The organism is Fibrella arboris (assembly GCF_041321095.1).
Classification (GTDB): Bacteria; Bacteroidota; Bacteroidia; order Cytophagales; family Spirosomataceae; genus Fibrella; species Fibrella arboris.
On record NZ_JBGGWE010000003.1, the window covers coordinates 300,181 to 320,506 of the forward strand.

Consider the following 20,326-nt stretch of genomic DNA (forward strand, 5'->3'; position numbering starts at 1 on the left):
GCTGGGTACGTTTGTGCCGAAGTTTATCCGGAACTGAATGAGGTTGATTAAAACCGTTTTTCAGTGTAGAAGTCACGTTCATCTGCGATGGAATTAGATGCAAGTAATAGGGTACTAATAGCCAGCAAGTACATACCCAAATGTGAACTATATCCATGCGAAAGTTCATGAACACAGCGTATGGGGGCAAGTAGGCTATGGTATGCTCTATTTTCATCTAAAACTATGCCAAAGCCGGTTATACCAATGTCAAATACCTGTATACACAATGTTACGGGCACATGACAAACAATTCAAGGGAATAAGCTACCGTTTTCCAGTGATGGTATATCACTTGTCCACTCATTTTCGGCATAATAAGATTGGATGGATGGTTAGCTAAAACTATGCCAAAGAGATACTAACCTAAGCAATAGCACCTAGTCTCCGTTGAGTAATCACACAAAAAAACCCCGCTGTTGCGGGGCTTGAATTAAACCATATTTCGTGGTCCCTATTAGAAATCGTACCCTAGCGTCACGTAGGCAATTGGGTTATTGGTAACCTTGTTTTCTACACCCCAGGCATAGTCAAATTTGACATAATAGCCCAGCAGCATCGTTCTAGCCCCTACGCCATAACCAATGAGGAATGGATTTTTGAAGTTGGTCAGCGTAACCCGGAACGGAGTTGGCGCCCCACCAAAGCGTTCGGTATTCAGGCTGTTCTCCCGGCTGAAAGGGCCACTTGTTCCATTCCAGGCCGTGCCAACGTCGGTGAAGCCAACGAACTGCAGGTTACGGAGGAAGTTCGACGTGATATTGCCCCGATACAAATAGCGAATCAACGGGAAGCGCAGTTCGGCGTTGAACAACAGGTGGCTATTGCCAACTAACTTACCCTGACGGAAGCCGCGTAAAGGGGCAGCAAAATCCAGGAAGAATAGATCGCGAATGTTGTTACGTACCTCCGAGATCAACAGGGGATTCGACGCGGTTGCCTCTTTCTGGTTATTTATCCAGTTTTCCATGCCTCCTACAGCACTCTGCTTCGGCGCATCGCCCCCCGATTGCCCATACGACAGCCGCAAGGCCAATACCAGATCCCGGTGGATCGGCTGATAGTGCCGGATATCGGCGGTCAGTCGGTTAAACGATTCTCCAACGCCCCGCAGTCCTGTGTAATTTTCGTACCGAACCTTAAAACGGGTGCCGGTAATCATGTTCATCCCATTCACCTTCGTGTTATCAAATACCACTTCTGCCCGCGCCCCAGCGTAGTCCGATACCGCGTCGGGTTGCCCTTGCCCTTGAAATGATAGATCAATCTGACGAGTCAGGGCATAGAAAGGGGAAACAGAAAACTTTGTATTCACCGAGATGGGGTATGAGGCCGTCAGCGATACTTTGTTGTACCGGAACCGCTGGCTGAACTCACCGGCATCCAAAAAGAGCGTCTGCCGATCTACCCGTACTCCATAATCGATACGGTACTTCAGATTCTGGTATTCAGCCCACAAATCACTGTTTTTCAAATTCGTGGTGATGAATAAACCAGCTTTTACGATATGATTTTCCAGCAGGTCATTGAGGGCCACGTTCTGAACATACCCAAATCCACGAATAGGGTCAATACGCCAGGCCGAGCTGGCATCGTTCATCACAAACAGGCCCTTGTACGGGAAAGGCCCACGCACCGTCACATTTTCACGGCGACGGTTACGCGGAAGGGTTGCGTTAAGGCCCGGCACAGTTGCCTGTGTTGTTGTGGCAGCCACCCGACGTTGCCGGTATTCGGCCGCTTTCAGTACATCAGGGTCAAACTCATACTGGTCAGTATCTACCTCACCGGGCAACAGTGCCATGCGGCGAAGGGCCGGTGGCGCTACAGTGGCAGAGGTAGCTGGCGTGGCCTTCGCCACGGTATCGCGAACAGCCAGCGCACTGTCCCGGGTTGGCACAGCGGCCGGCCGGGGGGTGGGTCTCGCTACAGCCCGCAGGCCCAGGGTTGTGGCCCGCTGCGTGGTGGGCAGTGGCGTTTCAGACTCGGGCAGTTTTGATCGGAAACCGATATACAGTGTGCCATCCTGAATACTACTATAGGCAAAGCCACCATTAGCAGGCAAATAATCATACTGCATGATCCCCGTTGGCAACGCCGTAATGGCTGTTTCCGACTGCTCGTCGATCTGGCGTTTGTATACGTTTCGAATGCCCGTTTGTTCGCTTACATAATACAGAACGTTTTCACTGGCACTGATCGGCGCAACTGCCCGATAGGTCGAATCGGTCAGACGGCGCACCGACGTTACCCGTGGATTTCCTTCGATACTGTAAATACTGAACTGGTCGCGAATGGATCGATACGTACCCTTATCTACGTTCAGGGTGTCGCGCAACCGATTAGAGGCAAAGACAATCTGCCGACCCGACCGACCCACAAAGCGAGGTTGAATGTCATCGTAGAGGTCGTTGGTCAGTTGCTGGTAATTATTCCGGTTCAGACTGTAGAGAAACAAATCATTCTGTCCTTTCCGAACGGCACTAAACACCAGGCTCCCCCCATCGGCTGATGCATCCATGCTTGTCACCTGCGCCAGCCCACTAATGGCCTGACTGAGTACACGCTTGGGCCGCTTTTCCAGATTACCATATATATATAGGTATGGGCGCCCTTTTTCTTCGAGCAAAACGACCAACTGATTATCTCGCTGCCAGGCCACCAACGGCATGTTTGGCTTGTAGGCTAACCCATCGAGCCGGTACCCGCCCGACATCAGACTGTATTTCTTCCGCGTAGCCGTGTTCACCACTTCAACGTTGTATTTCCCATCACGAACGGTCGTATATGCCAGCAGCGACTTGTCGGGGCTTAATTTCAGGCTGTTTAACTGAACGGGTGTTTTAGAACTCGACAGGCTGATGCGGAAATCGTCGCCGTTTGTTTTGAACGCAGCCGCAAACGGTGAAGCCTGACCGGCATAATAGTCGCGCCATTCGCGCAGAAATCGATTATACGGAATGCCAAGCGTACTCTGAATACTGCTCTGCTCATTGCGAATGATGCGGGTCAGGTTCAGAATATTCGAGATATTGTCGCGGCCGTATTTCTGGCCGATGTAATTCCAGATCGATTGCCCAATACGCTCGGCGTCGGGACCTGTCAGTGTGGATGGTTTACGAACGGGATCGTTGATCGATACATCACGCATGTAATCGTCGAGGTCGGCGCTCCATCCTTCAGCGACATAAGCGGCCATACCCGGCATAAACCAGTCGGGTAACGTCAGCAGGAGTGAGCTTTGGAGGGCATCTTTCAGGCTTCCACCATACAGCATGTCATAGACAAACAGCATGGTAACATTGCGTAGCAACTCTTTGCGAAAGGTTACCTGATCGCCCGAGAAGGCCAACTCTACCCGCGACTTCGACAGGTCGAGTTCGCGGCGGGTCATTTCGCCCAGGGTTGTAACGCCAATATTGCTCTGGGCCAGTTCCTGCGGCGAGTTATACAAGAAGATCTTGATGCGATTGTAGGGCGTATAACCGAGCAATTCGGTGATCCGATCGAAATCAGATTCAGCATATTGAGCAGCCAGATTAGCCAGTTGCTCGCCATCTTCGTAAAAATAGATCTCGAAATTCGACGTCCGCACGGTCTTCCATTCGAACGTGCGGTATTGAATCCGGTTCTTACCAAATTGCTCAAGTGAGGGGTAATTCTGAGCCAACGCCGACGTACCTAGCCCCAGGCACAGCAAAGAAAGGATATACAACTGACGCATAAGCATCTGTTAAGAATGAGTTAGTCTGACCAGCCAGTTCGTTACCAGTAACAGTCAGTCCGTTAGGCGCTGAGTTCAGTAAACAAACTGCCCTTTATAACGAATGAAAACGGCTAATATTCACGGCCGGATTGATTTCTTTACCGAACGCCAAATGGTCGGCAATATCATGGGCCAGATACGGTGCCAGCGACACGCCTTTTGTTCCCATTCCGCCAAATATACCAACAGTTGGATACGTTTGATGCCAACCAACAAAGGGCCGGCGATCAACAGTCGATGGACGAATACCAGCCTGGTGATCAACGACAGTGAACGGGATCGTGAGCAACGCGCGAGCCTTCGTCTCTAAGAACGATCGACCCACATCGGTTGTTTGCCAATCCAGTTCGTGCCACGAGTACGTTGCCCCAATCCGGATGCGTGTACGCGAGATGGGCATAACAAAGAGGCCCTGGTTGATGATGTTGTTGATCGGGTAATCCACTACATCGGCAGTCAACACCTCCCCTTTCACCACATTGTATGGCAGGGCCGCGAAAAAACTGTTTTCCTGGCCAAATGGCCCTTCGCAGAAGACAACATATCTGTATATTTTCTCCAGGTACGTTACCGAATCGGGCTGGACACGCAGGTGCTCGGCATGCACCTGCCCAACGCTAAACCGTTTCCTATCCATGAAATACGATCGAATTGCTTCTGTAAAGGCGCGCAGATCGACCCAACCGGCCTGCGTTACCTGAATGCCGCCGAACGGGTTATTGATCACAGCCGAGTAAGCAGCATTATCGAACGTTGCCTGAAAATACGGTTGCAGTTCCGGGTCGGCCGCGATAGCCTCATAGGCCTGCCGTTCTTTCCCGTCACGGTACGGGCGGTACACGTCAAGCGGCGTAAAAAAAGGAGTGCTTAACTGCCGGGCAACGTCTGTATAAAACTGATGCAGATAGGGGAACAGCTGGTCGGCTTCCCAGGTTTTAACCAGCTTACGGCCGGTCAGCGGATTCACGATGCCTGCCGCTACACTAGAGGCAGAAGGTAACGTCGGCGACGATACGATATGGACCGACACCCCCCGCTGATGCAATGTCCAGGCCAGTACTGAGCCCGCTACGCCCTGCCCTACAATCAACACATCGGCCCCTAACTGAGTTACCGGTGCGATCGACCCGCCCGGCCCGGACTCGCTTCGTACGTTCATGAATGCGGTCGACCGAAATGCCCCTGCCGATGCAATTCGGCAATACGGCGGTCGGCCAATTCAATCACCCATTCAACCTGCTCGTCGATCATCATGAATGACGTATCGAGCAGCACGGCATCAGGTGCCTGCGTCAATGGACTTTCAGACCGGGTGCTATCGATGTGGTCGCGCTTTTCAAGGTTACGAACAATCTCATCCAGATTGACCATTTCACCCTTTTCGAGCAGTTCAACCTGCCGCCGCTTAGCCCTGATAAAGGTATCGGCCGTCATAAACACTTTCACTTCTGCGTCGGGGAAAACCTTTGTGCCAATGTCGCGGCCATCCATGACAACACCGCGCTTACGACCCATGCGCTGTTGCTGCGCTACCATCGCCCGGCGTACTTCCACGATGGTGCTGACTTCGCTGACCATATTGGAAATGTACATTTTCCTGATTTCTTCTTCAACGTTGAGGCCATTGAGGCAAGTCTCGTTTCTACCCGTTTTTTCGTTGAAATTGAACGATACATGGAGCTTCTCAAGCGACTCAGCTACTTCTCTCGGGTTTGTATACGTAACCCGATTCTGATGAAAGTACAAACTCACCGCCCGGTACATGGCTCCGGTATCAATGTAGGCGTACCCCATGCGGGCAGCAACAGCTTTAGCCGTGGTGCTCTTCCCGCAGCTCGAATATCCGTCTACGGCAATGATGATTTTCGACATGCAAAAGGGGCTAATGGTCCTGCAAAGAAACCACAAACGGGCCGTTTATGAAAGTTGGGTTTTGCGCGCACGGTATTCTTCCCGCAGGATGGCGAAGATATGCTCATCGAGAAAATGGTTGTTCTTAACCGCTGCTTTCCGGTGAATGGCCTCGTGTCTGAAGTGGGCCCGTTCCAATACCCGCATCGATCCTTCGTTCCCCTCCAGTACACAGGCATAGATGCGATTAACCTGCGAATTTTTGAAAATGTAATCGACCAGAACCGGTAAAATTTCCGAAATAATACCTCGCCCCCAATACTTTTCAGAAAGCCAGTAGCCTACTTCTGCATTGAAGCGATAGATATCATCACGAATGGTAAAACCAACGTTCCCGACAGCTTCACCATCTACCTCAATCGCAAGATTATTAGGCAGTTGGGCTGTTCGATTAGAACGTACCCAGGCAGACGCATCGCGAATGCTGTATGGGTATGGAAAAAAATCGCGGACCCAGTTCCAAATGTTTCGGTTACTGGCGTGTCGGGAGAGCGGTTCTTCGTCACCCTCGCGCCAGGGGCGAAGTAGGCAGGTGGTTAATTGAAAGTGCGTCAAAAGGCAGTGGATTTTCGCCTAAACTACAAGTTTATCCGGCGAAATAACAACGGTCAGGGCTCTTTGTTAGCATAACCTTATCGTACTCGCCCATTGTCCAATAGCGCATTCAGCGTCTTTAGCAACTCGCGTTAAGCCATAAAATCCTGCATTCTGGTTGTTTTCTAGTTCTAGCGTTTCAAGACTCGTCGAAACGGCTAATCGGTTTCGTCGAGGCTAAACAGGGCTTCGACTGGTCTGTCAAACACAGCGGCTACCTTCAGAGCAAGCACCGTCGAGGGAACGTACCTGCCGGTTTCAATCGAGTTGATCGTCTGTCGGCTTACCCCTATTCGTTCGGCCAAATCACCCTGCGACAGGTTCGCTTCGGCACGGGCTACTTTTAGCTTGTTCTTCATGCCGCCATCAACTGATTATTTTTAAAAATCAACCAGTGAAAGCGACCGATGAACACAAGCAGCATGGTAAACATATTGTAGACCATTACGTTGAAAAAGTCAGCATCGTAGACGATCAACATCGATATGGCCAGCACAAAATAGTTGACATACACACTCCATTGAAGCGCTTCCAGCCGTATCTGGCCGATCATCTCATCTTCCAGCTGTTCTTTCGAGAAGGCAGCGAGTAGCAAGCCAACAATGACCCCTATCCCGGCGAGCTCGTTCGTCATATTATTCTGCGCTATGCCGATGACGGTGTCGACCGTACCGAATGTCAGCCAGCTGATTTCATAATCAGCATACAGGGTGGCCAGCCCAAGGATTGCCGATGGCACAAAGATGATCCAGCCGATCAGGCGGAAGCGATGCGGAAATAACAGGCGCGTTGTCATGGTGATGTAACGGTTGCTTGACAGCACAATTGTAAAATAAACTTTTCATATTGACAAGTTTATTTTACAGTAGATACTAAAAAAAGGCCCGAAGGTTGACCGTCTTCAGGCATTTTTCGCTTAAGCCAGGCTGTAGATCTGGTCCATCAGCACCCATTTTTCGCCGGGCTTCGCGCCAGGAATCGGTTGCTGGTAGCCCCACATGAGTTGTTCCCAGACCTGCACATCTGGGTTATCGGCATCCATCTGGGCTTTGCGCTCAAAGGAAAACGTATCGTCGGTTTCCATGATCATAAACAGTCGATTACCAAACCGGTAAATGTTCATAGCGGTAACGCCCGCCGCCCGAATGCTGGCCTCTATCTCGGGCCGCGGGTTGGCATGGTGTCGTTCATACCCGGCAATCAGAGCCGGGTCATCTTTCAGGTCAAGCGCAAGGGCGTAGGTCATGGGTGAAAGAGTGAATGGCGAAAGAGTGAGCGATTGAATGGTGAGCGAGTGAACGGCGAAAGAGCGTTGCATGTACCAACCGGCTTATACAGCGAAGCTGCTTTCGCTCTTTCGCCATTCACTCGCTCACTCTTTCACCACATGTCCTTTCCAGCCATACCAGGCGATGACCGTCAGGCAGAACATAGGCACAATGTAGGCCAACTGAATATTGGTTTTGTCGGAGATCCAACCCATCAACAAGGGGCAGAAAGCCCCACCGGCAATAGCCATCACCAGCAGCGAAGAACCAAGCTCCCGGTCTTCGTGCAACCGGTTGATCGCCAATGCAAAGATGGTAGGGAACATGATCGACAGAAAGAACGGAACGGCGAACAGGGCCCATACGGCTACCTGCGAGTGCGACGACAGCGCCACGGCGAGTAACACCATACAGATAACGGCATAGATTGTTAGCAGGCGGCTTGGCGCAATATATCGCATCAGGAACGTACCTGTAAACCGGCCAATCAGAAAACCAAGCATAGCAAAGCCGAGCAGCTCGGCCGCCTGTTTTTCGGGGATATCGCTGGTGAACTTGGCAAACCGAATAAAGAAACTCGTTACACAAACCTGCGTGCCCACATAGAAGAATTCGGCCCCAATACCACCTACCAGTTGCCGATGTTTCAGCGCCGTACGTAAGGTCGAGACGCGCTCGCTCACATGCGTGTGCACCGTTGGAAGCCGGATAAGCACAAAGAGCAGCAGGACAACCAGCACCAGGCCGGCAATGATCAGATACGGCATTTTCACGGAGTTGGCTTCAAACTGCAGGTACGTATCCAACTGCGTGGGCGACATCGCGGCCAGTTCGCCCTGCGTATGCTCGATACCGCTCAGGATCAATTTTCCGCCAATCAACGGAGCCAGAAAGGAACCCAACCCATTGAACGACTGGCTCAGGTTGAGCCGCGTTGTAGCCGATTCGGGTGGGCCAAGCAACGTAACATATGGGTTTGCCGCTGTTTCCAGAAACGCACAGCCCGATGCAATGATAAACAACGCGCCCAGAAACAACCCGTAGACCCTGGTATTGGCCGCTGGAACAAAGAGCAGCGCACCTAACGCGTACAGAGCCAGGCCCATTAGAATGCCCCGCTTATAGCCATATTTTTTCATGACCAGGCCAGCCGGAATGGCCATCAGGAAGTAGCCCAGATACACCGCCGAATCGATCAATGCCGATTGTAAATCAGACAGTTGACAAGCTTTTTTCAGGTGGGGAATCAGGATGGGCTCCAGGTTATGAACAAAAGCCCACAGGAAAAACAGGCTCGTCACCAGCGCAAATGCCAGCGTGTACGATTCAGTCGGCGTGCCGGCCGGTTTAGTAGGTGGTGTAACAGGAATTGCAGCCATGTAAAGGGAGGTTTAGGCGTTTACCAGGTACTGTTTTCCGTTGCTTCGCTTCATGAGACTGCGTGCCAAAGCAGTACAACAGAAGACCGTACACAGAAAACTGCGAACTTCTTAAGAAATAGACCGATCGAGGTGCGTGTAGCCGCCGTCGACGTAAACCAGTTGACCAGTTGTGTGGCTCGACTTTGAGGAGAGTAAAAACGCCACTGCATTCCCAAGCTCGGTGGTGGTGGTCATGCGGTGTTCGAGCGGGATCTTACTCGTAATCTTTTGTAGCGTTTCCTCGGGGTTAGCTAATGTGTTGATCCAGCGTTCATACAGCGGCGTCCACGATTCGGCAACGATCACTGCGTTGACACGGATACCATACGGCAACAGTTCAACCGCCCATTCGCGCGTTAGCGCGTTACGCCCGCCATTGGCGGCGGCATAGGCCGAGGTGTTGCCCTGCCCCGTGGTGGCCACCTTAGAACCGATGTTCACAATGCTTCCTTTCGACGCTTTCAACGCTGGCAACGCATGATGCGCCATTAGGTAGTAGTGCACCAGATTCTTGTGTAACGATGCCATAAAGCCCTCATAGCTACCATTTTCCAAACCGACGCCATCATTTTCCCCCGCGTTGTTGACCAGCCCATCAATCCGGCCGAATTGAGCCATCACCTGCTCAACGGCCCGCTGGCAGGCCTCTGGTTCGGTTAGTTCGGTCACTACGCCAATGGCTTTCCCGCCTGCCTGTTCGATGCGGGCCACGGTGAGGTCGTTATGACCAGCGCTACGGCCAACAATAACAACAGTTGCCCCTTCAGCAGCCAGTACCTGACTAATGCCCTCGCCAATCCCTCTGGCACCACCCGTAACAATAATAACTTTACCTGTTAATTCTAAATCCATGTCTGTAGAAGGTTGGAGGTTTACTCGTGAGCCTGCGGAATGACCAATCAAACGCAGCGTGGCAAGCTATAGCAAAGCGTCAGGGGAATTGTCCTGTAGCTTCCTGCCTGCAACCGGCATCTGTTATAGATTGTAGAACCTGGTCGCATTCGCGCCGAATACCTTAGCACGGACTTCATCGCCCCAAGGTGCTACGTAGTCTGCAATGACCGTTTTTACCTGTGTATAATCGGCCGCTACGAGACAAACAGGCCAGTCGGAACCAAACATAAGCCGATCAGGGCCAAACCGCTCAAAAACGACGTCGAGGTACGGAAACAGGTCCGACTTGTTCCAGCTTTGCCAGTTGGCTTCCGTTACCATACCCGATACTTTACAGGACACGTTCGGCTGTTTAGCCAGCTCGGCCATAAAATTCGACCAGTGGTTTATTTCCTGTTTTCTGATCGCCGGCTTGGCCAGATGGTCAATGACAAAATTCACTTCCGGCACGGCACGTACCAGCTGCAAAGCCGCTTTCAACTGCGACGGATAGATCAGAATATCGTAGGTAAACTCAAAAGCGGCAAGTTGGCGAATGCCTCTGATCACCTCGGGCCGCCTTAAAAAATCGTCTGGTTCGGCTTGAGCTACATGCCGGAAACCGCGAATTTCTTCAAACTGCGAGTAGGCCTCCAGTCGCTCATACAGATCGTTAGCTCGTAAATCGACCCAGCCAACCACGCCCCTAACAATACCGTATGCCTGGGCAAGACTGACCAGAAACATGGTTTCTTCGTCAGATTGCGAGGCCTGCACAGCCACACACCCCTCCATCCCATTGGCCGCCAGCACCGGCTCCAGATCGGCGGGCAGAAAATCGCGGCGGATCACCGCCATATCTTCAGTAATCCAGCTATCGCGCTCAGGAGTATAGAGCCAGAAATGCTGATGCGCGTCTATTGTCATGGTTCAGTTAACCGTTAACTGATTATTGATAAGAGACCGCCAGTTGCTTTTGCTCGCCTAATCCGTCAATGCCAAGTTCCACCACATCACCAGGCTGTAAATAACGGGGTGGTTTCAGGCCGAGGCCAACACCAGAGGGTGTGCCGGTTGAAATGACATCGCCGGGAAGGAGGGTCATGAACTGGCTGATGTAGCTAACCAGCGTAGGTACGTCGAAAATCATGTCGTCGGTGTTGGAATCCTGTAGTTTCTCCCCGTTGACAGATAGCCACAGGTTTAGCGCGTTGGGATTGGGTACGTCGTGGCGCGTGACCAGGTATGGCCCCAGCGGAGCAAACGTGTCGCAGCCTTTGCCCTTGTCCCACTGACCGCCCCGTTCGAGCTGAAAGGCGCGTTCGCTGTAATCGTTGATCACGGCATAGCCTGCTACATAATCCATCGCCTGATCGAGTTCAACGTAGCTGGCCCGCTTACCGATCACCACGGCGAGTTCTACCTCCCAGTCGGTTTTCTCGGATCGCTTCGGAATCACCACGTCATCGTTGGGGCCACACAGCGAGGTAGTCGATTTAAAAAAGAGAATGGGCTCAGCGGGCGGTGTAGCACCGGTTTCGGCAGCATGTTTGGCGTAGTTAAGCCCCACGCAAACAATCTTGGAGGGTCGTTTCAGGCAAGGCCCAAAACGGGCATCGGCCGGAACAGGTGGGCATTGGGCAGCGTGAGCAGCGAGCCAGTGGGCCAATCGGTCGGGGCCATCTGTCGCAAAAAATGGTTCGTCGTAGTCACCACCGAAGTGCGTAACGTCCAGGTGGCGGCCATCCGGCATCAATACACCGGGGTGCTCGTGGCCATCAGGGCCGAAGCGGAATAGTTTCATGCAAAAAATCTTTGGGGTAAAAGTAGCCAACTGGTAGGCACTACTCCTATCCGATCAGCTACTTTTCGCCTGCACTCATATACGACCTGCCTGATCTGGCGCGTTGTTAGGGCAATGTCTTTATATCCAGCTTCGCCACGCATTGCCCCGGCTTCCGGTTTGGTCACCGTTTGCCTGCTCGTTGGGCTATCGGCCTGCCAGCATCCTGTTGCTTATTTTCAACGCAGCAACCGGGAGGTCTTTTATTCGCCGGCACCCAAGCCAGCCACCAGCCTGAACCGGGCAGACAACGTACCTGACAGCCTGGTGGGCAACGTACCCAACGAACAGGAACGTACCTGGACGTCGCAATCGCCGGTTGCCTACGCGCAAGTTGAGCCAGCCAACGCACCAGCCAATAGCCCTGTCCGCAGCACGTACCCAGTGGCCGAGCGTATCGGGCAACACCAGGGAAACGCCCGCCGGTTGCTGGCACCCACGCCTGGCAACAATGCCCCGGCACCGGTTAACGAGCATCAGCCCGGCCCAAAGCCCAGAAAGACCTTGCGCGAAATTCTGGGCCTGCCGCCCCGCAAAAAATTAAACTGGTGGCAACGCATCTCCTGGCAATTAAAAGCCTCGGTCATTGTCATTCTGGTCGCCGTAGTTTTTGCCATTCTGGGCATCACTGTGCTGGCCATTGTCTTCGGCATTATCGGTGCCCTGTTATTGATCCGGGGGCTGAAAAAGTCGTTCAAAGTACGCCGGGGCATTTTCGGGCTGGGCGGATAAACGAACACCCTACGCTTTTTGCAGGGCCCTCAGCTCGTCGGGCAGGTTCGTCAGTATTTCGCGTTTGAGGGCGTTTATCAGACTGCGCTTCAGAAAGCTACGGTGCATCACCAGACTGACCTCGCGTACTGGCGATGTGCCAGCGAATGGCCGCAGCTGCTTCTGGCGGGTTTCGTCGAAATCGAGCGTTGCCAGATACGGCAACAGCGTGAAACCGTCCTGACGGTCAATGAGTTTGATCAATGTTTCGAGCGAACCCGTTTCATAACGCAACGCATTATTTCCCTGATAGTTACCACCGCAAAGATTCACCACCTGATCCCGGAAACAATGCCCTTCCGATAGTAGCCAGAGCCCGTCACCGGTCAGGTCGCTGGGGATAAGCGTTGGTTTGCTGAGCAACGAATTGCCTTTTGCGGCATACACCATGAACGGCTCTTTAAACAGCGAAATATCCGTCATGCTTGTCTCGCGAAGTGGTGTCACCACAATTCCCACATCGAGCAATCCGGTACGAAGCCGCTCTACGATCTGCTCGGTCAGTAACTCCTGCAACTGAATGGTCACGGCCGGGTAGCGCGCCATAAACGCCCCAATGAAATAAGGCAACAGATAAGGAGCCAGCGTTGGAATGATACCTACCCGGAGTTCGCCCCCCACTTCGTCACGGGATTCCTTGGCAAGCTCTGGAATCCGTCGCGCCGACTGCAACACCTCACGGGCCTGCGCTACAATGATCTGGCCCGTTTCGGTTGGTACCACCGGATGTTTCGACCGGTCGAACAGCAGGACGCCCAATTCATCTTCCAGTTTCTGGATCTGCATGCTCAGCGTAGGCTGCGTAACGTGGCAATGCTCGGCAGCGGTGGCAAAATGGCGGTGGGTATCAATGGCAACGATGTAATCGAGTTGGGTGAGCGTCATGGGAAGGCTGTTTACCGTTTACGGTCTTCTGTTGCGTTGCTCAGGTACGTATTTCTGCATGAGCGAAGCAACAGAAGACCGCAAACGGTAAACAGTAAACTGGTTCATAGATGATTTCGATGCAAAACTAAATTGCATTGATGACGAAAATGCACTGAATCGGCTTTCTTTGTCTTTTCGTTCAAACCCAGCTATCATCGATGAACCCTTATCGCTTTTTGTTTCTGCTGTTTCTGGTCATGACTTCGCCCCTGCTGGCGCAGAAAAAGAATAACAACCCTGCCGCGGCGGGTTTCGACATGGCCGGGTCAGACCCCCGTGCTGTGCAGATCGCCGATGACGTGATGGCGGCGCAGGGTGGTCGAAAAGCGTGGGATAACACCCACCACATTGCCTGGACATTCTTTGGGGCTCGTCGCCTGCATTGGGATAAGTGGACGGGTGATGTTCGGGTCGACAATCTGAAGAATGACCAGACCGTATTGCTCAATATCAACACCGATAAAGGGCGCGTTTTCAGGAATGGCAAAGAAGAAACCAATCCCGACAGCGTGGCGAAGTTTGTTAAGTCGGCTAAAGGGGCCTGGATCAATGACTCGTATTGGCTCCTGATGCCGTACAAACTGAAAGATTCGGGCGTGACGCTCAAAGACCTGGGCACTGCCAACACCGAAGCAGGCCAGCCCGCCGACCTGATCCAGCTGACGTTCAAAGGCGTAGGCAATACCCCCGACAACAAATACCATGTCTGGGTCGATAAAACGACAAGGCTGGTATCCCAGTGGGCATACTACCCGAAATACACCGACGAAAAGCCCGGTTTTATCCTACCCTGGACTGATTATCAAACGTTGGGTAAAATCAAACTCTCCGGCAAGCGTGGCCCGCGCGAATTATCAGACATAAAGGTGTACGATTCGCTCTCGAACGCAGTATATACCTCTTTTGACCGGCCAAGCCTCTAGTTTCTTTATTATCCTTACACAAGTGGGATGATAAAAATCAACGCTATGACCGGTCAAGTCAGTGCTGTCTTTCTGGGTACGTTGCTAGGGGCTACCGTAGCTCATGGACAACCCGAATCAACCGGAACTAAAGCGGCGGCGCAAAGGGTGCCGGTTGATTCGGTACGCTTCTGGAATCATCGGTACAACGAATTTTTCCGGAGCAATCGGGATTTTTCGTACATCGCGCCCAATGGCGAACTGGGTGCGCCCAGCCAATATGTCATCAACGGCGAATTGATAGCCAGTTATTTTCTGCTTGACACGCCGAAATCACGTTTCTCGCTGGCGGTCACCCAGCGTTTCATGGCCCGTACCCGCACCGACCGTTCGTCGCCTATCCGCACACCCAGTTTCAGGCTCGGCACCCAGGTCTTCTACCGACTGAGCACCAACGTAACCCATTACAAATACCTCGAAGCCCAGTTTTTCCATCACTCCAACGGGCAGGATGGGCCTGTATTTCGGCCAAATGGCACGATCAACACCGAAACAGGCGACTTCTCGACCAACTATCTCCAGGCTACCTATAACTGGGGCACCCACACCCGGCACGGCACGTACTACAACCTGGGTTACCGTTGGCATGCGCCGCTCTTCACGCATTCCGAAGGGCTGGCGGGTCATTACGGCTTTGGCCGGTTGGTAGGACAAGCCACGGTCAAGCTATTGGCGCGGTCTGCTGATGACCCATCGACCTCGGTGCAAACAGAACGTTTCCGCCTGAGTTTACAAGCCTCATACGCCGTCAATAACTTGGCGGGATGGGGAGTCGCAGCGGCGCAGCGCCGATTAAATGTCGAACTTAGTGCCTGGTACATTCCTGCTTTCAGCCGGGATACTGGTATTTTTGCAACGGCGGGTTATTATGGCGAAGACCCGTACAATATCTATTTCAACGACCGGTACACCTTCATACGATTCGGCATTGCGGCAGGCTTTACCCGTTATTCCGACGAAATACGAAAGTGAACAGCCACCCATCGTAAACCGATTTCGGTCGAAAACCGTTACGCATTAATGGAAGCTACTGCTTTACAACCCGCTCCTATTCCAACCATCGAAACCAGATCAAAGCCCGTTGGCAAGACTGGTGTCTTGCTGGTTAACCTGGGTACACCTGATAGCCCTAGTGTGCCGGATGTCAGGAAATATCTCCGCGAGTTTTTGATGGACGGCCGCGTCATTGACATTCCGTACATTCCTCGTTTTCTGCTCGTTAACGGCATCATTGCACCATTTCGGGCACCGAAGTCAGCAAAAATTTACAAGGAGCTCTGGAATGAAAACGGGTCGCCGCTCAAGCACTATGGGTACGTTGTGACGAAGATGGTGCAGGAACAACTGGGCAACGACTATGTGGTTCGGCTGGCCATGCGCTACCAAAGCCCTAGTATCGACGCAGGCTTGGCCGAGTTTCAGACCCTCGGCCTGACTGATATTGTGGTGGTGCCTTTCTTCCCGCAATATGCCTCAGCTTCTACCGGCTCGGTTTACGAGAAAGTAATGGATATCCTGAAATCATGGCAGGTGATTCCGCAGGTACGTTTCATCAACCGGTTCCTGGAACATCCCAAGTTCATCGAAGGGTTTGTGCAGCTTGGCCGTAAATACATGAACGAGCGGGAGTACGACCATTACTTATTCAGCTATCATGGTTTGCCCGAGCGCCAGATCAGGAAAGGCGACGTAGCCAAAACGGTCTGTCAATTTGGCGCCTGTTGCGGATCATTACGCGCTGATAACCAGCATTGTTACCGGGCGCAGTGTTTTGAAACCACCCGCCGTCTGGTGCGCGAGTTAGGTATTCCGGAGGGTAAATACACGACCAGTTTCCAGTCGCGCCTGGGCAATGATCCCTGGATCAAGCCCTATACTGATGATGTCATCAAGGAAATGCCAGGCAAAGGGATTAAGAGTGTACTGGCCTTTTCGCCAGCCTTTGTGGCCGACTGTCTGGAAACGACCATCGAAGTAGGCGAAGAATACAGAGAGCTATTCGAAGAACATGGCGGTGAACACTGGCAACTGGTCGAAAGCCTGAACGACAGCCCACTCTGGGTTGAGGCGATCGTGGATATGGTAAAGACAATATAATGGCTAGTGGCTCCGCACAGTAGTCAGTTTATGGATAAGCCGGGCTGAAGCGCTGGCATTGCCCCAAAAGCAGCAGGCTCAACGTTTCCACGTTGAGCCTGCTGCTTTTGGGGCAATGCCGTATTAAGGCTGAATTTCTGCGTTGACGACCAGCGTCTTGTCCCAGCTTGCTTTGTTCTGGTTCACAAATGTTTTGTAGGCAGCGCTTTGCTCAAACGCTTTCATGTCCTCTTCGTTCTGGAATGTCAGATAATGCATAACATCGTACTCAGAATCGGACTTACCCACCAAAAATGTCTTGCCAGCAGTGTAACCAACGACCTGTGGAATTTCGTGCCGAAGGGCTGCAAAATCGCGCATATGCTTGTCTACAGCTTGCGAATTAGCCTCTTTTGTGAAAGAAAAGCAGAAAATCTGCTGTTTCTGGGCTTTGCGGGCGGGTGAATACGCTCCGTAGATTAATAAACCGAGGATGCAGAAGAGACCTACAATGAGGGCATATCCTTTAGTTTCGCGTTGCATTGATTTGGAATTTATGTCTTTTAACGAAATTTTATTCTGTTTTTATCGAGGTTTTATTCGATAGATCTTATTGAGTCTTCAAATAGTACCATGACTTGACAAATGTACAAGAATAGAATTTGGTTGATCATTTTTCCGGGAAAAATTTTTCTTGTGACCCTTCTTGCCAGTTTTCTGCTCTGTGCGAATGGGGTATTGTCTGCCAAACCACGTCCGCTGACGCGGGCGCCAAACTGGGGGTTTTATGCGCATCAGCAGATTAACCGGCTGGCTGTCTTTACACTCCCGCCCGACATGATGCCGCTCTTCAAAAGCCGTATTCAGTTTTTGACCGACAACGCCGTAAACCCCGATAAACGTCGGTATGCCGTAGTTGATGAAGCTCCCCGTCATTTCATTGATCTGGATGTGTATGCCGACACCACCCGCGAAACACTGCCCCGTAGCTGGAGCGCTGCCGCCGACCGGTACGGACCCGACACACTTGCCATGCACGGGATTGTGCCCTGGCATATCCAACTGGCGAAATACCAGCTGACCGAAGCGTTTAAAGAACGGAACGTACCCAGAATCCTGCGCCTTGCCGCCGATATTGGCCATTACATCGCCGACGCCAACGTGCCCCTGCACACTACGCGCAACTACAACGGCCAGCTAACGGGCCAAACGGGTATTCATGGTTTTTGGGAATCGCGCTTACCGGAGCTTTTCTCGGGTACTTACGATGGGCTGGTGGGTGCAGCTGAATACGTTGAGCATCCGCAGCAACGGGCCTGGCGTGCCGTTTTCAACGCTCACGCGGCGCTGGATTCGGTGCTGGCTATTGAGCGTTCCCTGACGGCTGACGTAGGTGACAGTCATAAATGGAATTTTGAAGACCGTAATGGGCAAACCGTGAAGGTGTATTCAGAGACCTTTGCCCGCCAGTATCACCAACGGCTACGTGGGCAGGTAGAACGGCAGCTGCGTGCCTCGATAAAAATGGTGGGTGATTTCTGGTATACCTGTTGGGTCGATGCCGGGCAGCCCGACCTGAAAAAGCTGGCTCGCCAACTACCCGACGAGACCGAAAAAGCAGAAACAGCCGCCGAGCAACAGAGTTGGCTCAAGCGGCTGTTTAAGGTACGGGACGAATAACTGGTTATGCCTAGATCTTAAACGTCTTCATGTAATCGGCGTCGGCTTTCAGGCTAACCATCGATGGACCGGGATATTCTTCCTGCTCGATCAGGAAATACTTCATTCCGCTTTTGCGGGCCTGTTTCAGAATAGCTTTGTAATTAACCTCTCCTTTACCCAAATCCTGCTGCACTACTTTACCGTTGCCTTCTTTCTTGTAGTCTTTGATGTGGCACAGTTCGTAACGGCTACCGTGCTGTTTCAGATGCTCAACGGCACTTTGTCCGGCGGCTTCAATCCAGCACATGTCCAGCTCAAACATCACGTTGATTGGGTCGCAGTGCGTCAACAGGTAGTCTTGGGGTAGTTTGCCGTCTAAGGGTCGGAACGAGTAATCGTGGTTATGATACCCGAATTTAAGACCGCCATTCCGAACGGCTTCGCCTACCCGGTTGAAACTATCGGCCACCCGCTTCCAGTCGTCCCACGTTTTCTGCGGGCCAATGTATGGGCAGAGCATGTAGCTTAAACCTGCCCCATTGGCCATATCGATGTATTTCTGAAGCGTATCCGCATTTTCCGATGCGCCTTTGAAGTCGAAGTGTGTGCTCACCATTTTCACGCCCAGGTCATTCAGGAACGACTTCATGGCGGCAGGCTCCATACCCCATAGAAAACCTTTATCGCCCTGGTAGCTTTCAAACTGTTTATACCCCATTTTAGCCAGTTGAGTCATAACTCCCTTAGGGTCAGCTGGCAACACATCGCGAACACTATATAACTGAAGACCAAATGTTTTAATAGACCCGGCCAGCGCCTCAGAAAGCGTTGAACTCAGGGCAACGGCACCCGCCGACAGTAAGCCTGCCTGCTTCAAAAAATCACGTCGATTCGTTTGCATTGGTTAGTTGATTTGCGGTAGTGAAAGTAGGCAAATCGGTGAATTTACCATTGCCCGTCACCGCTTCATTACCTTTGTGGCATGAATTACCCGAAGATTTTTTTGCAAAAAGACCGCGACGAAGCCGTTCGGCGTTTTCACCCCTGGGTCTTCTCAGGCGCCGTTGCCCGTCGTGAAAGTCTTTCGCCCGACAACACCATTGCCGACGGCGATATAGTGGAGGTATATACCAACAAAGCAACGTACCTGGGAACGGGTCATTTTCACGATGGCAGCATCCAGGTACGTCTTTTCTCGTTTGCCGCCCATACCAACGGTCAGCCGGTTGTGCCTGATGTGACTTTCTGGGAGCAGAAGCTTACGCAGATTCGGGCAGTACGGGCCAGCGTAATCCCTTCGCAGACAAACTGCTACCGTCTTATTCACGGCGAAGGCGATGGCTGTTCGGGCTTGATCATCGATATGTACGATGGGGTAGCGGTATTGCAGGCCCATTCGATCGGGATGCATCGCCAGCGGCAACCGATCGTGGAGGCTCTACAGCGCGTTTTTGGCACAGAACTCGTTGCCGTGTACGACAAGAGTGCCGAAACCCTGCCCGACCACTATGCGGCGGGCGTACAGAACGGCTACCGCTATGGCCGGGCCGAAACACCCCGCGCCGTTCAGGAAAACGGCCACACGTTTCTGGTCGACTGGATTACGGGGCAAAAAACCGGTTTCTTTCTGGACCAGCGCGACAACCGGCAACTGCTGGCTCGCTACGCACCTGGCAAAAGCGTATTGAATGCCTTCTGCTATTCGGGCGGTTTTTCGGTTTATGCCCTTGCGGCCGGCGCCTCTCTGGTGCATTCTGTCGACGTATCGAAAAAGGCAATTGAGCTGACAAACCAGAATGTAACGGCCAATCCTGATTTTTCGGGCCAGCACGAGGCCATCCTAGCCGATGTAATGGATTACCTGAAAGAGCCAGCCACACCCACCTACGATGTCGTTGTGCTTGATCCACCGGCGTATGCCAAAAGTCTTTCGGCCCGTCATCGGGCAGTTCAGGGCTACAAGCGGCTAAATGTTGAAGGGTTGAAACGAGTGGCACCGGGGGGAATCCTGTTTACCTTCTCCTGCTCGCAGGTGGTTGATCGTGCGTTGTTCTATAACACCATTGTGGCGGCGGCTATTGAGGCGGGCCGCCAGGTACGGGTGCTGCATCACCTAAGCCAACCCGCTGACCACCCCGTAAGCTTATTTCACCCTGAAGGAGGGTATTTGAAGGGCCTGGTGCTGTGGGTAGAATGAACAATTTTTGGTGAAC

Annotated in this window: 20 protein-coding genes; 6 read left to right on the forward strand and 14 right to left on the reverse strand. The window is 52.3% G+C overall.

Annotated elements, in window-relative coordinates:
* Positions 1-496 precede the first annotated feature (496 nt).
* The 11 genes from ACAW75_RS06315 to ACAW75_RS06365 form a co-directional block, all read right to left on the reverse strand.
* Positions 497-3,763, reverse strand: coding sequence for a hypothetical protein (locus ACAW75_RS06315; protein WP_370727839.1), 3,267 nt, complete (start codon positions 3,761-3,763; stop codon positions 497-499).
* Between the two features lie 94 nt (positions 3,764-3,857).
* Positions 3,858-4,964 (reverse strand): NAD(P)/FAD-dependent oxidoreductase, encoded by a 1,107-nt coding sequence (locus tag ACAW75_RS06320; RefSeq protein ID WP_370727840.1) that lies wholly within the window; start codon positions 4,962-4,964, stop codon positions 3,858-3,860.
* Complete coding sequence (cmk, locus tag ACAW75_RS06325; RefSeq protein ID WP_370727841.1) at positions 4,961-5,677, reverse strand: (d)CMP kinase; 717 nt, start codon at positions 5,675-5,677, stop codon at positions 4,961-4,963. Before cmk ends, ACAW75_RS06320 begins: the two co-directional genes overlap by 4 nt.
* Positions 5,678-5,722: 45 nt before the next feature.
* Positions 5,723-6,271 (reverse strand): GNAT family N-acetyltransferase, encoded by a 549-nt coding sequence (locus tag ACAW75_RS06330; RefSeq protein WP_370727842.1) that lies wholly within the window; start codon positions 6,269-6,271, stop codon positions 5,723-5,725.
* Positions 6,272-6,468: 197 nt separating this feature from the next.
* Complete coding sequence (locus ACAW75_RS06335; protein WP_370727843.1) at positions 6,469-6,669, reverse strand: helix-turn-helix transcriptional regulator; 201 nt, start codon at positions 6,667-6,669, stop codon at positions 6,469-6,471.
* On the reverse strand, positions 6,666-7,106 hold the full coding sequence (locus ACAW75_RS06340) for a hypothetical protein (protein ID WP_370727844.1): 441 nt from the start codon (positions 7,104-7,106) through the stop codon (positions 6,666-6,668). Before ACAW75_RS06340 ends, ACAW75_RS06335 begins: the two co-directional genes overlap by 4 nt.
* 120 nt (positions 7,107-7,226) lie before the next feature.
* Positions 7,227-7,556 (reverse strand): L-rhamnose mutarotase, encoded by a 330-nt coding sequence (locus ACAW75_RS06345; RefSeq protein ID WP_370728092.1) that lies wholly within the window; start codon positions 7,554-7,556, stop codon positions 7,227-7,229.
* Positions 7,557-7,682: 126 nt separating this feature from the next.
* Complete coding sequence (gene fucP / locus ACAW75_RS06350; RefSeq protein WP_370727845.1) at positions 7,683-8,957, reverse strand: L-fucose:H+ symporter permease; 1,275 nt, start codon at positions 8,955-8,957, stop codon at positions 7,683-7,685.
* Between the two features lie 111 nt (positions 8,958-9,068).
* Positions 9,069-9,851 carry an L-fucose dehydrogenase gene (locus tag ACAW75_RS06355; RefSeq protein ID WP_370727846.1) on the reverse strand — a complete coding sequence of 261 codons (783 nt, stop codon included), beginning with the start codon at positions 9,849-9,851 and terminating at the stop codon, positions 9,069-9,071.
* Between the two features lie 123 nt (positions 9,852-9,974).
* Positions 9,975-10,799: an amidohydrolase family protein gene (locus ACAW75_RS06360; RefSeq protein WP_370727847.1), complete on the reverse strand. Its 825-nt coding sequence runs from the start codon at positions 10,797-10,799 to the stop codon at positions 9,975-9,977.
* Between the two features lie 22 nt (positions 10,800-10,821).
* Positions 10,822-11,676, reverse strand: coding sequence for a fumarylacetoacetate hydrolase family protein (locus tag ACAW75_RS06365; protein ID WP_370727848.1), 855 nt, complete (start codon positions 11,674-11,676; stop codon positions 10,822-10,824).
* 114 nt (positions 11,677-11,790) lie between these two features.
* On the opposite strand from ACAW75_RS06365, the gene ACAW75_RS06370 reads away from it, so the two are divergent.
* Positions 11,791-12,447, forward strand: a complete 657-nt coding sequence (locus tag ACAW75_RS06370; RefSeq protein WP_370727849.1) for a hypothetical protein — start codon at positions 11,791-11,793, stop codon at positions 12,445-12,447.
* 9 nt (positions 12,448-12,456) lie between these two features.
* Here the strand turns inward: ACAW75_RS06370 and ACAW75_RS06375 are convergent, their stop codons facing one another.
* Positions 12,457-13,371, reverse strand: coding sequence for a hydrogen peroxide-inducible genes activator (locus tag ACAW75_RS06375; protein WP_370727850.1), 915 nt, complete (start codon positions 13,369-13,371; stop codon positions 12,457-12,459).
* Between the two features lie 200 nt (positions 13,372-13,571).
* Here ACAW75_RS06375 and ACAW75_RS06380 point away from each other — a divergent pair, with 200 nt between their 5' ends.
* Genes ACAW75_RS06380 through hemH form a run of 3 tightly spaced genes read left to right on the forward strand, consistent with a single transcriptional unit; the run spans position 13,572 to position 16,472 of the window.
* The gene (locus tag ACAW75_RS06380) at positions 13,572-14,336 is read left to right on the forward strand and encodes a hypothetical protein (protein WP_370727851.1); all 765 of its coding nucleotides are present in this window, start codon (positions 13,572-13,574) and stop codon (positions 14,334-14,336) included.
* Between the two features lie 45 nt (positions 14,337-14,381).
* Complete coding sequence (locus tag ACAW75_RS06385; protein ID WP_370727852.1) at positions 14,382-15,347, forward strand: hypothetical protein; 966 nt, start codon at positions 14,382-14,384, stop codon at positions 15,345-15,347.
* Between the two features lie 48 nt (positions 15,348-15,395).
* On the forward strand, positions 15,396-16,472 hold the full coding sequence (gene hemH / locus ACAW75_RS06390; protein WP_370727853.1) for a ferrochelatase: 1,077 nt from the start codon (positions 15,396-15,398) through the stop codon (positions 16,470-16,472).
* A 123-nt stretch (positions 16,473-16,595) separates the two neighbouring features.
* On the opposite strand, the gene ACAW75_RS06395 is transcribed toward hemH, so the two are convergent.
* Positions 16,596-16,994 carry a Dabb family protein gene (locus tag ACAW75_RS06395; RefSeq protein WP_370727854.1) on the reverse strand — a complete coding sequence of 133 codons (399 nt, stop codon included), beginning with the start codon at positions 16,992-16,994 and terminating at the stop codon, positions 16,596-16,598.
* A 153-nt stretch (positions 16,995-17,147) separates the two neighbouring features.
* Between ACAW75_RS06395 and ACAW75_RS06400 the strand changes: the two genes are divergently transcribed.
* Positions 17,148-18,131, forward strand: a complete 984-nt coding sequence (locus tag ACAW75_RS06400; RefSeq protein WP_370727855.1) for a zinc dependent phospholipase C family protein — start codon at positions 17,148-17,150, stop codon at positions 18,129-18,131.
* 10 nt (positions 18,132-18,141) lie between these two features.
* Here the strand turns inward: ACAW75_RS06400 and ACAW75_RS06405 are convergent, their stop codons facing one another.
* A complete protein-coding gene (locus ACAW75_RS06405; protein ID WP_370727856.1) occupies positions 18,142-19,014 on the reverse strand; it encodes a sugar phosphate isomerase/epimerase family protein in 873 nt (290 codons plus the stop codon).
* A gap of 81 nt (positions 19,015-19,095) precedes the next feature.
* Between ACAW75_RS06405 and ACAW75_RS06410 the strand changes: the two genes are divergently transcribed.
* Entirely contained in the window at positions 19,096-20,310 is a 1,215-nt protein-coding gene (locus ACAW75_RS06410; RefSeq protein WP_370727857.1) for a class I SAM-dependent rRNA methyltransferase, read from the forward strand.
* Positions 20,311-20,326: the final 16 nt, after the last annotated feature.

Coding starts and splice junctions, on each gene's coding strand:
- ACAW75_RS06315 (WP_370727839.1), bottom strand. CDS start 3,763: ATGCGTCAGTTGTATATCCTTTCTTTGCTGTGCCTGGGGCTAGGTACG.
- ACAW75_RS06320 (WP_370727840.1), bottom strand. CDS start 4,964: ATGAACGTACGAAGCGAGTCCGGGCCGGGCGGGTCGATCGCACCGGTA.
- cmk (WP_370727841.1), bottom strand. CDS start 5,677: ATGTCGAAAATCATCATTGCCGTAGACGGATATTCGAGCTGCGGGAAG.
- ACAW75_RS06335 (WP_370727843.1), bottom strand. CDS start 6,669: ATGAAGAACAAGCTAAAAGTAGCCCGTGCCGAAGCGAACCTGTCGCAG.
- ACAW75_RS06340 (WP_370727844.1), bottom strand. CDS start 7,106: ATGACAACGCGCCTGTTATTTCCGCATCGCTTCCGCCTGATCGGCTGG.
- ACAW75_RS06345 (WP_370728092.1), bottom strand. CDS start 7,556: ATGACCTACGCCCTTGCGCTTGACCTGAAAGATGACCCGGCTCTGATT.
- fucP (WP_370727845.1), bottom strand. CDS start 8,957: ATGGCTGCAATTCCTGTTACACCACCTACTAAACCGGCCGGCACGCCG.
- ACAW75_RS06355 (WP_370727846.1), bottom strand. CDS start 9,851: ATGGATTTAGAATTAACAGGTAAAGTTATTATTGTTACGGGTGGTGCC.
- ACAW75_RS06360 (WP_370727847.1), bottom strand. CDS start 10,799: ATGACAATAGACGCGCATCAGCATTTCTGGCTCTATACTCCTGAGCGC.
- ACAW75_RS06365 (WP_370727848.1), bottom strand. CDS start 11,676: ATGAAACTATTCCGCTTCGGCCCTGATGGCCACGAGCACCCCGGTGTA.
- ACAW75_RS06370 (WP_370727849.1), top strand. CDS start 11,791: ATGTCTTTATATCCAGCTTCGCCACGCATTGCCCCGGCTTCCGGTTTG.
- ACAW75_RS06375 (WP_370727850.1), bottom strand. CDS start 13,371: ATGACGCTCACCCAACTCGATTACATCGTTGCCATTGATACCCACCGC.
- ACAW75_RS06380 (WP_370727851.1), top strand. CDS start 13,572: ATGAACCCTTATCGCTTTTTGTTTCTGCTGTTTCTGGTCATGACTTCG.
- ACAW75_RS06385 (WP_370727852.1), top strand. CDS start 14,382: ATGACCGGTCAAGTCAGTGCTGTCTTTCTGGGTACGTTGCTAGGGGCT.
- hemH (WP_370727853.1), top strand. CDS start 15,396: ATGGAAGCTACTGCTTTACAACCCGCTCCTATTCCAACCATCGAAACC.
- ACAW75_RS06395 (WP_370727854.1), bottom strand. CDS start 16,994: ATGCAACGCGAAACTAAAGGATATGCCCTCATTGTAGGTCTCTTCTGC.
- ACAW75_RS06405 (WP_370727856.1), bottom strand. CDS start 19,014: ATGCAAACGAATCGACGTGATTTTTTGAAGCAGGCAGGCTTACTGTCG.
- ACAW75_RS06410 (WP_370727857.1), top strand. CDS start 19,096: ATGAATTACCCGAAGATTTTTTTGCAAAAAGACCGCGACGAAGCCGTT.